This window comes from Burkholderia sp. AU19243 (assembly GCF_018148075.1).
GTDB classification, from domain to species: Bacteria; Pseudomonadota; Gammaproteobacteria; order Burkholderiales; family Burkholderiaceae; genus Burkholderia; species Burkholderia latens_A.
This window is the reverse complement of the sequence record NZ_JAGSTV010000004.1, coordinates 249330-264824: the sequence shown is the minus strand read 5'-3', so window position 1 is coordinate 264824 and position 15495 is coordinate 249330. Positions and strand designations below refer to the sequence as shown.

Below are 15495 nucleotides of genomic sequence, written 5' to 3'. Positions count from 1 at the left end.
GCCAGGTTTAGACGAGTTGCGTTGTCACGGTGGATTGCACCAGCAGTTCGACGTTCAACGCAGTGTTTTCATAGACGACGTAGGCTGATCCGTTGACCGCCACCGTCCCCTCTTTCGTCCAGCCCCCCGCTTCCAGCCCGCTCATGTCGGACAAGTCGACGCGGTCGCCGGAATTTCCGTTCACCATTAGTTGCGTGTGGCCGTCGACAAGGAACAGATCCTTGTGACCCAATTCCAGCACGTCGCTCATCGACAGCTTCAGCGTGTTGTTGCCCGTACCGGTAATGTCGATGATCTCGATGGACGAAATCTTGTCGTGACCGTCGACATTAATCAGCTTCGACAGATCCAGCACTTGGCCCGCGCCCGTGAGCTTCAGTGTATCCGTGCCGGCGCCGCCGTGAATGCCGCTGTTCCCGCCAGAGAAGTAGGAAACGTGATCGACTTGAAATTCGCTGCCATCAGCGGCGCCGTAGTAAGCACCATCAGCGATGTCAGACACATGCTGCACGTCTGCGGGCGGCACGATTTCGGTGGTCGTTTCCCATTTCGATTTGGCGAAGCTTCCGCCGGAGAAACCGATATTGTCGATCCAGAATCCCGGCCCCTCGGCAGGCAGATATGGGCCTCCACCACTCATGCTGAATATAAATGACGAAAACTCGAGGTCATTGGGTAGCACAATATGGTACGAATTGATTTCGCCTGCGGCCACCTTGGAACCATCTTTGGTGAGGAAATGCCGATAAACCAGCGATCCTGATTCATCAAGAAAATCGATTGCATAATTCCAGTAGATCGAGGAGGTGATGCCTATGTCGATTTTCAAACCCTGGGCATGCGCCCCATCGTTAAGGAAAAATTTCGCCTTGTTAGCAGAGATCAACAACCCCGTTTCGCCGACTTCGGGCTTGATTTTTCCCGCAATGGGACTCCCACCGGCCTGCCGGATACCTTGGTCTTTGATGGTTGGATCGAGCGACAACGAAAAAGCACCGAAATTGATCGGTATTCCACTGGCGCCCAGGTCGCGCGGTTTCTCGCCGTTGAACGTCACATCAACATCAGGCGCGATTGTGCTGAAGCTTCCGCCGGAGAAACCGATATTGTCGATCCAGAACCCCGACCCCTCGGCAGGCACATATGGGCCTCCACCACTCACGCTCAATATAAACGACGAAAACTCGAGGTCATTGGGCATCACGATATGGTACGAATTGATTTCGCCCGCGGCCACCTTCGAACCATCTTTGGTGAGGAAATACCGATAAACCAGGGATCCTGTTTCATCGAGAAAATCGATTGCGTAATTCCAGTAGTTCGACGAGTTGATGCCTATGTCGATGGTCAATGCCTGGGCGTGCGCTCCGTCATTAAGGAAAAATTTCGCCTTGTTGGCAGCGATCAACAGTCCTGTTTCGCCCACTTCGGGCTTGATTTTCCCCGCGACGGGACTCCCACCGGCTTGCCGGATGCCTTGGTCTTTGATGGTTGGATCGAGCGACAACGAAAAAGTACCGAAATTGACCGGTATCCCACTGGCGCCCAGGTCGCGCGGCTTCTCGCTGTTGAAGTCGACAACCTTGAAATCAATGCCCGCGTGTGAACCCGCTCCCGCAGTGACCTCCACGTATCGCGTGACCAGGTAATCCGAAATATTCCCGCTGCCATCTACCAGCGCCACGCCGTAGCTAACGTGCTCGTCGATCGTCGCGGCAATGTTCGCGGGAATTGCTACCTTCACGCGTCCGGCAGCAATATCCGCTGCCGTGAGCGTGTAAGCGATCCGATGATCGCCGATCATCACGTTGACCATGTCGCCCGCCGACATCCCTTTGCCGGCCAGCGATACGTCTATCACGTTCCCCGAGCGTGTCGCCGATGCCGGCGCGCCGGGCGCAGTCGTATCCAGCTCCACGTCATACGCCTTGAGCGGTCCCGACATGCCATCTGCATTGACTACACGCGTCTGCACGGTCCACTTTCCGGCGTGCGCGTTCGGATCGATCGCCACCCAGGTACCGTCCGACTTCATCAGCGCGTCTTGCCACGTCTTGCCGCCGTCCGTCGAAACCTGGACTTTCTGCCCGGCGGGCAACGTCGCGGACAAGCGGCCGCTCAACAAACGTCCGGCCGTCCCGTCGTTAGTCACACGGTCGGCATTGGAACTGCCGCTATCTCGCCCGAGATTGTCCAGGATCGCCGTCGCGACCGGCGTCGGCGCCGGCGAGGTTACTGCCTCGACCGTCACCTCATATGCCGCCGATGCAATGCTCGTGTTTCCCGCTGGATCCATCGCCGTCACGGTCAGCACATGCTTGCCGCCGGACAGGCCGGACGGCAGCTGGAACGACCACGTCCCATCCTCGTTGGTCGTTACCGTACCCAATACCTTCGTGCCTTCGTAGACGGTCACCTTCGAATAGGCTTCCGAGCGTCCCGACACGACCGGCTGCTTCCCGTCCGTCGCCGTCTCGACCTTCGGTTGCGACGGCGGCGTGGTGTCCACCTGGATCCCATATGACGTCGACGGCACACTCAAACCCGCGTCGTTGCTCGCGCGTACGGTCAAGCGGTATTCCCCGTCCGCCAACGCCTTCGGCAACGTAAAGTTCCACGTACCGTTCGCTGCAACTACTACGGTGCCGACCTCCCGGCCGTCCACCAGGATGTGGATCGTCGAACCTGCATCGCCTCGCCCGCTCATCTTCGGACGCGAATCATTGGTCAGACCGCCCTTGGGCACGACGCCGGTGTACGGCGGAACACTGTCCGTTACGCTGTCGATCGTCGGACGCGACGGCCGCTTTACAGCCCTCGTCATTGCATTGGTAGAAATGCTCACTACTAATCCTTGTGCTGGATACTTCTATTTCGCGTGGAAACGGCGACGCAATCAATGCGGCCGTATGCGCTGTTGAAATTGAACGCACGTGCAATATGCAGGTGCGTGCGCGTTCAGTTCGGTCGTAGTCCGGCGTCGGCAAAAGCATTGGCCTTGCCGGAGCAACGCTGACGCTTGCCGGACTTACTCCGTCGCGAGTCGAATTTCGACTCGGCGGTTTTGTGCGCGTCCTTCTGCAGTGCTGTTGGTTGCAACCGGATCTGCGGCTCCTCTGCCTTCGGCAATGAACTGTTGGGCCTGCAAGCCGCCGATGCGCAGATAGCTGATTACCGAACGCGCGCGCGCTTCGGACAGGCGTTGGTTATGCGGGACGGAACCGGTCGAATCGGTGTAGCCGGTGACGGTCACCCGGCGAAACTCGACACCGCCATTCACGCCCAAAAACTGATCAAGCGCGCGACGGGCCGTTACGGTCAGTGCCGCGCTGTCGGTCGCAAAATGCGCATTACCTTGCAACAGCACCTGTGGCCGGGATGCGGGTTGCGGAGCCGGCTGAGGCGGCTGCGGCGGCGGCAGGTGAGCCGCCGGTTTCGGGCTTGGCTTTCCGCACATGAAGTCGATTTCACGCGGATCTTTCAACGCCACGCCGTCGCGAACGCGGTCGACCGAATGAAGTTGCGTCATGCCTTTGTCCGTGCAGAACTTTTGTGCCGCCGCGACACACGCATTGCTGCTTGACAGCATGCCTGCGCATGTCACCCGGTATATCGGCTCCTGTTGCTCAGGCGAACTCAGTGCGCGGATGCTGTATGTCGGCCCGGACTGGGTTGCACATGCGCCCAGCGCGGCAGCGATCGCACCGAGCATGCACGACCGAAGAACGAGAGATGAAAATTTCATGTTGTTTTGACCGTCAGGGTAATAGCTAAAGTGAACAATGAGAGAGAAAGCGAACCTGGGTCCGGGCAAGACCATGTCACTGCCCGGACCGGCGGTGGAGGCAGGCCTTTCGGCCCGCCTCGGCGCTTACCATTGATAGGAGGCACCTGCGCCGACGACGTTGCCGCCGCTACTGAGACTCACGCCGGCTTTCATTTTCAGGTTCTCGGTAATACGCGCTTCGCCACCCATCGCGACCGCCTGATAACCCTTGTATGAAGCTGCGCCGATACCGAACGAGAGATTCTTGCCCGGGTCCACGCCAGGAATCATCGTCAGTGCCGTTGCTGCCGCGACGCCGGAATAGGCGTTTCTCGCCATACCGTCGATCTGCCCCTGCATACCGCCCATTGCCCTGTCAAACTGCCCCTTGCTGACGGCGTCCGTAGCCTTGACGCCGTCTGCCACGTTGACCAGCCGGCGCGTACGGCCATCCGATCCGATGGACACCGTGTTCGCCTCATTCGCGACCGAGCCCTGACCGATTGCGACTGCATTGCTTGCTCCGGCGGAGACAGTCGCCCCCTGGCCGATTGCGGTGCCGCCGTTCGACTTGACGCTCGCGTGGGCTCCAACCGCCGTACCATCGTTGACGCCGTTCGCAACCTGCGAATTCGAGCCAGCGCTGACGTTGGCGTTACCCGTGCCAGGCTTCGGCGCGACGACATCACCGGCAGTGTCGCCCTTGCCGCCCGTTCCGTCGATGAGACCATTGCCTACGGCGGCACCGGACCCACCGGGCACTTCCGCAGCGATCACCCGGTCGTGGATCTCGTCCACTTGACCTTGCAGCGCCGACAGCTGGCCGTAGTTGACGGCGTCATACTGGCTCTTTCCGTCTGCGACATTGGTCAGCGTCACCGGTCCCGACACGACGCCGTTGCCAAGCGTGAGCGATCCGAAATTCGGTGTGCCATCCGGGTGCTTGTCGTACGCCACGACACCGGCGAGATTGACGCTTTCACCCAGATTGTTCTGAATATTCGTCACTCGATTGTCGATGTCGGTGAATGCGTCGCCTACGTTGTGATAGGTGTTGCCGCCCACTTCGTACGTCGGCGCGACGATTTCGCCCGTTTGCGGATCAAGCTTCGCCCCACCACCGAGCGCCGTCGTTACGCCGGTCAACTGACTCACGTTCACTGCGTCGGTCGAGGCCACACCGTTCGCTACGTTGTGCAGTGTGACCGGTGCGGTGGCGTCAGTGCCACCCAGCGTCACCGAGCTGTAGTTCGTTGTGCCATCGTCATGCTTGTCATAGGTGACCGCTGCCAGCAGCGTGCCGTCACCGCCGATCAAACCCGCGGACTTGAGCTGTCGTACGTTGACCGCATCGGTGTCGTCAGCGCCGTCAGCCACATTCTTCAGCGTCACCGGCGCCGCTGCGCCCTTGCCGCCGAACGTCACTTCCGCACGAGTCTCGTCGTCATATTGAACGGCATTTGCCAGGCTCCGTTGCAACGAGTCGATCTGGTTCGTGTTCTCCGATGTACGGCCGTCAAGATTCTCGAGCGCGTCGCCGACGTTGTGATAGGTCTCGGTTCCACCATTGGCACCGGCCAGCGTGTACGACGGCGCCGTTATTTTCCCGGTGGCGGTATCGAGCGCGGCACCTGCTCCGAAATGTTCCGAAACGCTCTTCGCTACGGCGTTCAGCTGTGCACCATTGACTGCGTCCGAGCTGTCCGCTGTGAGCGAGCCGTTAGCCACGTTGTTGATCAACGTGCCAGTTTTACCGGCCAGCGTTACCTTGTCTTTCGTCGCGCCGTCGTACACCACCGCGTTCTCGCTCGTGCCGCCACCGCTTGCCGCAGCAGCTTCCAGCGCATCGCCCACGTTTGCGTACTCCTTGCCGTCAACCGTGTACACCGGGGCCTTCACGCCGCCGTCGGTGCCAATTCCGGCTCCGCCGCCCAGCGCGTCCGTCACGCCCTTGAGCTGGCTCACGTTCACCGCGTCCGTCGATGCGACACCCTTGGCGACGTTGTGCAGCACAGTCGGTACCTTTGCGCCGGCTCCGCCAAGCGTCACCGATGCAAAGTTCGTGCTGCCGTCGTCCTTCTTGTCGTACACCACCGCCGACAACGACTTGCCGTCTTCGCCGATCAGGCCCGATGACTTCAGTTGCGACACGTTCACCGCGTCCATGTCCAGCGTGCCTGCCTTCACATTCGACAGTGTCGTGCCCGTCTTGCCGCCGGCCAGCGTCACCTTGTCTTTCGTCGTTCCGTCATACACGACCGCCAGCGACTCACCGGTCGTACCGTCGATTACACCGCCATCCTTCAGCGATTCTTCCAGCGCGCCCAGGCTCTCGTTCGTCGCGAACAGCTGCGCACCGTTCACCGCATCCTTGCTCGTCGACGACAGCGTCCCAGCCTTCACGTTCGTGATCGTCGTGCCCGTCGTGCCGCCGGCCAGTGTCACCTTGTCTTTCGTCGCGCCGTCGTACACCACCGCCGACAACGACTTGCCGTCTTCGCCGATCAGACCCGACGACTTCAGCTGCGACACGTTCACCGCGTCCATATCCAGCGTGCCTGCCTTCACGTTCGACAGTGTCGTGCCGGTCTTGCCGCCGGCCAGCGTGACCTTGTCTTTCGTCGTGCCGTCGTACACCACCGCCGACAACGACTTGCCGTCTTCGCCGATCAGGCCCGATGACTTCAGCTGCGACACGTTCACCGCGTCCATATCGAGCGTGCCTGCCTTCACATTCGACAGTGTCGTGCCGGTCTTGCCGCCGGACAGCGTCACCTTGTCCTTCGTCGCGCCGTCGTACACAACCGCCAGCGACTCACCGGTCGTACCGTCGATTACACCGCCATCCTTCAACGATTCCTCCAGCGCGCCCAGGCTCTCGTTCGTTGCAAACAGTTGCGCACCATTTACCGCGTCATTGCTCGTCGACGACAGCGCGCCCGCCTTCACGTTCGTGATGGTCGTGCCCGTCTTGCCACCGGCCAGAGTCACCTTGTCTTTCGTCGTGCCGTCGTACACAACCGCGTTCTCGCTCGTGCCGCCACCGCTCGCCGCAGCAGCTTCCAGCGCATCGCCCACGTTTGCGTACTCCTTGCCGTCAACCGTGTACACCGGGGCCTTCACGCTGCCGTCCGCGCCAATTCCGGCTCCGCCGCCCAGCGCGTCCGTCACGCCCTTGAGCTGGCTCACGTTCACCGCATCCGTCGTCGCAACACCCTTGGCGACGTTGTGCAGCACAGTCGGTACCTTTGCGCCGGCTCCGCCGAGCGTCACCGATGCAAAGTTCGTGCTGCCGTCGTCCTTCTTGTCGTACACCACGGCCGACAACGACTTGCCGTCTTCGCCGATCAGCCCGGACGATTTCAGTTGCGACACGTTCACCGCGTCCATATCCAGCGTGCCTGCCTTCACGTTCGACAGTGTCGTGCCGGTCTTGCCGCCGGCCAGCGTGACCTTGTCCTTCGTCGTGCCGTCATACACGACCGCCAGCGACTCACCGGTCGTACCGTCGATTACACCGCCATCCTTCAGCGATTCCTCCAGCGCGCCCAGGCTCTCGTTCGTCGCAAACAGCTGCGCACCGTTCACCGCATCCTTGCTCGTCGACGACAGCGTGCCTGCCTTCACGTTCGTGATCGTCGTGCCCGTCGTTCCGCCGGCCAGCGTGATCTTGTCTTTCGTCGTGCCGTCGTACACCACCGCCGACAACGACTTGCCGTCTTCGCCGATCAGGCCCGATGACTTCAGCTGCGACACGTTCACCGCGTCCATATCCAGCGTGCCTGCCTTCACGTTCGACAGTGTCGTGCCGGTCTTGCCGCCGGCCAGCGTCACCTTGTCCTTCGTCGTGCCGTCGTACACAACCGCCAGCGACTCACCGGTCGTACCGTCGATTACACCGCCATCCTTCAGCGATTCCTCCAGCGCGCCCAGGCTCTCGTTCGTTGCAAACAGTTGCGCACCATTTACCGCGTCATTGCTCGTCGACGACAGCGCGCCCGCCTTCACGTTTGTGATCGTCGTGCCCGTCTTGCCACCGGCCAGCGTCACCTTGTCTTTCGTCGTGCCGTCGTACACCACCGCATTCTCGCTCGTGCCGCCACCGCTTGCCGCAGCCGCTTCCAGCGCATCGCCCACGTTTGCGTACTCCTTGCCGTCGACCGTGTACACCGGCGCCTTCACGCTGCCGTCGGTGCCAATTGCTGCACCGCCGCCCAGCGCATCCGTCACGCCCTTGAGCTGGCTCACGTTCACCGCATCCGTCGTCGCAACACCCTTGGCGACGTTGTGCAGCACAGTCGGTACCTTTGCGCCGGCTCCGCCAAGCGTCACCGATGCAAAGTTCGTGCTGCCGTCGTCCTTCTTGTCGTACACCACCGCCGACAACGACTTGCCATCTTCACCAATCAGCCCTGAAGACTTCAGTTGCGACACGTTCACCGCGTCCATATCCAGCGTGCCCGCCTTCACGTTCGACAGTGTCGTGCCCGTCTTGCCGCCGGCCAGCGTCACCTTGTCCTTCGTCGTGCCGTCGTACACGACCGCCAGCGACTCACCGGTCGTACCGTCGATTACACCGCCATCCTTCAGCGATTCTTCCAGCGCGCCCAGGCTCTCGTTCGTCGCAAACAGCTGCGCACCGTTCACCGCATCCTTGCTCGTCGACGTCAGCGCGCCGGCCTTCACGTTCGTGATCGTCGTGCCCGTCGTGCCGCCGGCCAGCGTGACCTTGTCCTTCGTCGCGCCGTCGTACACCACCGCCGACAACGACTTGCCGTCTTCACCGATGAGGCCCGACGACTTCAGTTGCGACACGTTGACCGCATCCGTATCCAGCGTGCCTGCCTTCACGTTCGACAGCGTCGTGCCCGTCTTGCCCGCCAGCGTCACCTTGTCTTTCGTCGTGCCGTCGTACACAACCGCGTTCTCGCTCGTGCCGCCACCGCTTGCCGCAGCAGCTTCCAGCGCATCGCCCACATTTGCGTACTCCTTGCCGTCAACCGTGTACACCGGGGCCTTCACGCTGCCGTCGGTGCCAATTGCTGCACCGCCGCCCAGCGCGTCCGTCACGCCCTTGAGCTGGCTCACGTTCACCGCATCCGTCGTCGCAACACCCTTGGCGACGTTGTGCAGCGCAGTCGGTACCTTTGCGCCGGCTCCGCCAAGCGTCACCGATGCAAAGTTCGTGCTGCCGTCGTCCTTCTTGTCGTACACCACCGCCGACAACGACTTGCCGTCTTCACCGATCAGACCCGACGACTTCAGCTGCGACACGTTCACCGCGTCCATATCCAGCGTGCCTGCCTTCACGTTCGACAGTGTCGTGCCCGTCTTACCGCCGGCCAGCGTCACCTTGTCCTTCGTCGCGCCGTCATACACGACCGCCAGCGACTCACCGGTCGTACCGTCGATTACACCGCCATCCTTCAGCGATTCTTCCAGCGCGCCCAGGCTCTCGTTCGTCGCAAACAGCTGCGCACCGTTCACCGCATCCTTGCTCGTCGACGTCAGCGCGCCCGCCTTCACGTTCGTGATCGTCGTGCCCGTCGTGCCGCCAGCCAGTGTCACCTTGTCCTTCGTCGCGCCGTCGTACACCACCGCCGACAACGACTTGCCATCTTCACCGATGAGGCCCGACGACTTCAGTTGCGACACATTGACCGCGTCCGTATCCAGCGTGCCTGCCTTCACGTTCGACAACGTCGTGCCCGTCTTGCCACCGGCCAGCGTCACCTTGTCCTTCGTCGCGCCGTCGTACACCACCGCGTTCTCGCTCGTGCCGCCACCGCTCGCCGCAGCAGCTTCCAGCGCATCGCCCACGTTTGCGTACTCCTTGCCGTCGACCGTATACACCGGGGCCTTCACGCCGCCGTCCGCGCCAATTCCTGCACCGCCGCCCAGCGCGTCCGTCACGCCCTTGAGCTGGCTCACGTTCACCGCATCCGTCGTCGCAACACCCTTGGCGACGTTGTGCAGCACAGTCGGTACCTTTGCGCCGGCTCCGCCGAGCGTCACCGATGCAAAGTTCGTGCTGCCGTCGTCCTTCTTGTCGTACACCACCGCCGACAACGACTTGCCGTCTTCACCGATCAGACCAGACGACTTCAGTTGCGACACGTTCACCGCGTCCATGTCCAGCGTGCCCGCCTTCACGTTCGAGAGTGTCGTGCCCGTCTTGCCGCCGGCCAGCGTCACCTTGTCTTTCGTCGCGCCGTCGTACACCACGGCCGACAACGACTTGCCGTCTTCACCGATGAGGCCCGATGACTTCAGTTGCGACACGTTGACCGCATCCGTATCCAGCGTGCCTGCCTTCACGTTCGACAGCGTCGTGCCAGTCTTGCCCGCCAGCGTTACCTTGTCCTTCGTCGCGCCGTCATACACCACCGCGTTCTCGCTCGTGCCGCCACCGCTTGCCGCAGCAGCTTCCAGCGCATCGCCCACGTTTGCGTACTCCTTGCCGTCAACCGTGTACACCGGCGCCTTTACGCTGCCGTCCGTGCCAATTGCTGCACCACCGCCCAGCGCGTCCGTCACGCCCTTGAGCTGGCTCACGTTCACTGCGTCCGTCGACGCCGTACCCTTTGCCACGTTGATGATCTGACGCTGAACCGTACCCGAGCCCACAGACAACGCATTACCGCGGTTCGCGACAGCGCCCGAACCCAGGGCCACGCCACCCGCCGCCGTCGCACTCGCCCCAGCACCGAGCGCCATCGCATCCACGATGTTCACTGCAACCGACGCGCCCGTACCCACGGCGATACCGTTCACAGCCCCAGCCTGTGCCTTCGCCCCGTCGCCAATCGCAACCGAGCTTTGACCGAGCGCCCATACCCGATTGTTGCCGAGCGCCACGGCCCTATTCGCGTTTGCCTTCGCGTTCGAGCCGACCGCAACCGTCTCTGCTCCATTGGTCGTTACACCCGATCCGACTGCAACCGCATACGGTTGATCGGCTCCCGTCTGAGCACCGCTACCCAACGCGACGGAGTTATCGGATCCGGCGACCGCTTGCACACCCACTGCGAGCGCGTCTCTCCCAGCTGCCACCGACGAAACACCGGCTGCCATCGCAGTTCCGGAAGTGGCTCCATTGAGCGATGCAACGCTCGGATAATCGCCGTCCTTCCCAATGCCATCGACTGCAACGAAGCTGCCCGGCGTGGATTCCACGTTCCGCTGCATCATCCGCTTGCCGACCGAACGCTGCGTCTTGGTGTCGAGTGCGCCGATCGCATCGGCCAATTGCTTCATATTGACCGCGTCGTTCTCGTCGATCCCGTCGCTGACGTTGACGATTCGGCGCGTTATCGATCCGGTATCGCCGATCGAAACGGTGTTCTCCTGATCAGCCACGGAATTGATGCCCAGGGCGACAGAATTGAAAGCGCGTGCGCGCGCGCCCGACCCGATCGCCACCGCATTGTCGACCGTCGCGTTCGCATTCCCGCCAATCGCGACACTGTTCGCACCAAGCGCGTTCGCCTTCATGCCGGACGCCTTTACCTGGATGTACTTCATGGGCAACGTGCCGTCCGACAAGCCGCTTGAAATCTCGTCCTTGATGTCGTTCAGTCCCTTCGACAATTGCTGTACGTTCACCGCGTCCGTGTCGGCGACACCCTGCGCGAGGTTCTTCAGCAAGACAGGCGAGGTCGAGGCCGTTCCGCCCAGCGTGACCGTCTTTTTCGTGTCGGAGTCGTACTGGACGGCGTTGCCTGCATTGCCGCCCGCATTCGCCGCCTGGAGAGCCGCGCCGACGTCGTTATAGGTCTTGTCGCCGACCTTGTAGGACGGCTTCGTCACGCTCCCGTCTTCGCCGATTCCCGCACCGCCGCCCAGCGCGTCCGTCACGCCCTTGAGCTGGCTCACGTTCACCGCATCCGTCGTCGCAACACCCTTGGCGACGTTGTGCAGCGCAGTCGGTACCTTTGCGCCGACTCCACCAAGCGTCACCGATGCAAAGTTCGTGCTGCCGTCGTCCTTCTTGTCGTACGCCACGGCCGACAACGACTTGCCGTCTTCGCCAATCAGACCCGACGACTTCAGTTGAGACACGTTGACCGCGTCCATGTCCAGCGTGCCCGCCTTCACGTTCGACAGCGTCGTACCCGTCTTGCCACCGGCCAGCGTCACCTTCGCCTTCGTCGTGCCGTCGTACACCACCGCGAGCGACTCACCGGTCGTCCCGTCGATCGCGCCACCGCTCTTCAGCGATTCTTCCAGCGCGCCCAGGCTCTCGTTCGTTGCGAACAGCTGCGCACCGTTCACCGCATCCTTGCTCGTCGACGTCAGCGCACCCGCCTTCACGTTCGTGATCGTCGTGCCCGTCGTTCCGCCGGCCAGCGTGACCTTGTCTTTCGTCGCGCCGTCGTACACCACTACCGACAGCGACTTGCCGTCTTCGCCGATCAGCCCGGACGATTTCAGTTGAGACACGTTAACCGCGTCCATGTCCAGCGTGCCCGCCTTCACGTTCGACAGCGTCGTGCCCGTTTTGCCACCGGCCAGCGTCACCTTCGCCTTCGTCGTGCCGTCGTAGACCACCGCCAGCGACTCACCGGTCGTCTCGTCGATCGCGCCACCGCTCTTCAGCGATTCTTCCAGCGCACCCAGGCTCTCGTTCGTCGCGAACAGTTGCGCACCATTTACCGCGTCCTTGCTCGTCGACGTGAGCGTGCCTGCCTTCACATTCGTGATCGTCGTGCCAGTCTTGCCGCCAGCCAGCGTCACCTTCGCCTTCGTCGTGCCGTCGTACGCCACCGCCAGCGACTCACCGGTCGTCTCGTCGATCACGCCACCGCCCTTCAGCGATTCTTCCAGCGCGCCCAGGCTCGCGTTTGTCGCGAACAGCTGCGCACCGTTCACCGCGTCCTTGCTCGTCGACGTCAACGTTGCCGCCTTCACGTTCGTGATCGTCGTGCCCGTCGTGCCGCCGGCCAGCGTGACCTTGTCTTTCGTCGCGCCGTCGTACACCACGGCCGACAACGATTTGCCGTCTTCGCCGACCAGCCCCGACGACTTCAGTTGAGACACGTTCACCGCGTCCGTATCCAGCGTGCCGGCCTTCACGTTCGACAGCGTCGTGCCCGTCTTGCCGCCGGCCAGCGTCACTTTGTCCTTCGTCTCGCCGTCGTACACCACCGCGTTCCCGCCCGCGCCGCCACCGCTGGCCGCCGCGGCCGCCAGCGCGTCGCCCACGTTCGCGTATTGCTTGCCGTCAACCGTGTACACCGGCGCCTTGACGCTGCCGTCCGTGCCGATCCCGGCACCGCCGCCCAGCGCATCCGTCACGCCCTTGAGCTGGCTTATGTTCGCCGCATCAGTATCGAGGGTGCCCCGACCGACGTTGACGATTTGACGCTCGAAACCGACGGTACCCACCGACACCGTCTGATCGCGGTCGCTTTCCGAATACGAACCCAAGGCAACGCTGTCCGCGCCAAGCGCGCTCGCGCTCATGCCGAGTGCTACCGCGTTCTCTGCCGTTGCGCTCGCCTGCAAGCCATGCGCGATTGCGCCAACCGCCGAAGCGACGGTCGAATCCCCCAACGCAAGCGAGGATTCCGCGGTTGCCTGCGCCTTGCGGCCCATCGCGTATGCGCCCCAACCGGCCGCCTTCGCCTCATTGCCGACCGCGATCGACGACTTGCCGCTCGCGTTGGCAAGCGCGCCCACCGCGATCGCGCCTTGTTCGCCGTTGGCGGATGCGCTGGCACCGACGGCGACGTTGTTGGCCGTCGCGGCCGCGTTACCGCCTACCGCGACTGCACCGCCAAGCCCCGTCGACGAAGGGCGTGCGCTCGCATTACTGCCGATCGCGATCGATTTCTCGCCGAGCGCCGATGCGGCGTCCGTCCCGTCGCCAATTGCATCGATCTTGATATAGGCTTTATTGTCAGCCGCTACGCTGCGCGTACCGACGCCGGCAATCGGCGTCGACACCACGGATTTTTCCTCCTCTGCGGTTGCCGTCTCTTCCGTCGGGAACTGCAAGGATTCTTCGGAAGGCGTTGCAAATGCCTGGCCGGAAGACGCCGCGATCAACGCCAGCGCAACCTTCACTTGCACTTTCCCCGAGGACGATTTCGTGCGCCCATGTGCAATTTCCGATGCCGCACACCAGGTATTGGTGGATGCGTTCCATACGACTCGATACGTCTTGTTCACGTAAGCGGTTCCTATTGAGAAGATGACTGGCAAATCGATTGCCGGGATAGCTCGATGCAGCGGCAAAGAGGAGGCGACGCATCGTCGGATGCGCGAATTCGCGCAGGCGACAGGCATGCGAGTCACAACGTCTTATTCACGCACACGAAATCTATTTAAATCCGCACGGTATCGTGCTGAAAAAATAATTTAGAATTATATGAGTGCGAAATCGGGTGATGAAATAGGACGATTACCATTTGCATTATTTAGGCGGCTAGTACTCGTCTTATTTATTTTGGAGATAATTTAACTCAATAAAGCGATTTTCTCGAGTGGGGTAGCATTGAAAAGTTAAATCTCTTTAAACATTTTCCACCCAGATCACTCATGGAAGATCCTTTTATTTAAAGTCTCTTCAACCAACGAGGGAGCACCCAGACAACTTGGCTGTCGAGCGCATCGAGCCGTAAACAGGAGCAGGAAGCTTGGGAAATGTTGGCGGAAGGTCCGAGTGGGCGCAGCTCGGCAGCTGCGCGACGCGTAGTGCCGCCCCGTTGATACGAGCGCCAATGATCGGAGTTGCGGTGCGCGTCACGATGTATCGCGCACGCCGTACGTCGAAGCGTCCGCTGACTATGCGTCTGTGCCCCCCCGCGAAACCGGAATCCTCGGCATGGGGCGCCCCGCCGACCAATCCACATGTCCCGCGCGTCGATCGACAAGTCGAATGCAGCCAAATCCGCAACCGGGGTCGCCGCAGAGGCAAGGCCGACGCTCGCCACGTCCCGCAACAGCGCGGGCATGCCGGCGCGCTGCAGCTCGATGTGACTGTGCAGGGGGCAGACCGCGTCGATTGGTCCGGCCGCATCAGCGACTTCATCGCACTGTGGCGATTCTGTGGGGCCGCGCGACCCGACCGGGTGTGTCCGACCGCCGATCGGTCCGGGAAGTTGCCGCGCATGTCTCTCGTCCACGGTTACTCGACCAACGTGACGCTCCGCCGCGAATCGCGTGCACGATCGCATCCCGCCGAGACGGTTGACCCGCTTCGGGCGCGCTCCATACCGGCGGATTGGCTCTGGCAACGACGCACGCGTTCATGACATGGGCTGAATGAAATGAGCAGCGTATCGCTCTCGTCGTCGACGGACGTTCGTCGGCGAAGCAGAAGAGCGCAATCGGCTCCAATACCGGTCTGGGCCAGGATGTGGCGCACCGGCTCTTCGAACAGGGACGCATCGTCGCGGGAAAATGTCTTCTGCAACCAGCGCCTCCATCACCGCTTCCCGTCCGGCATATCGCAGCGCAGCGGGCTGAACGGCCAGATGTTGCATCTCGAAGGCGCGCGCAGTTTCCCGAGATCGCAGCCAACCGAATCCATGATTTTTCGCGAAATTTCAAGCGGCACGCAAAATCCCGTACGTAAACGACGATTACCCTCAAGAGCAAGCGGCCGGTACGCTGCCCGCAATCCGGTCATGCCGGTCCGCGTTCAAGTGAAAACGTGTCATCGTGCCTTCCGCCGCCCGGGGTCATCCGAAGTATGTGCAACCTTAATTGGTCGAACTTGATCA

3 protein-coding genes are annotated in these 15495 nt (G+C 61.8%); all 3 read right to left on the bottom strand.

Going from position 1 to position 15495, the window contains the following annotated elements; all coding sequences use genetic code 11:
- Positions 1 to 7 precede the first annotated feature (7 nt).
- On the bottom strand, positions 8 to 2845 hold the full coding sequence (locus KDW55_RS10030; protein WP_212160752.1) for an Ig-like domain-containing protein: 2838 nt from the start codon (positions 2843 to 2845) through the stop codon (positions 8 to 10).
- 183 nt (positions 2846 to 3028) lie between these two features.
- Positions 3029 to 3529, bottom strand: a complete 501-nt coding sequence (locus KDW55_RS10025) for an OmpA family protein (protein WP_315854879.1) — start codon at positions 3527 to 3529, stop codon at positions 3029 to 3031.
- 342 nt (positions 3530 to 3871) lie between these two features.
- Entirely contained in the window at positions 3872 to 13714 is a 9843-nt protein-coding gene (locus KDW55_RS10020; protein WP_349252596.1) for a YadA-like family protein, read from the bottom strand.
- Between the last annotated feature and the right edge of the window lie 1781 nt (positions 13715 to 15495).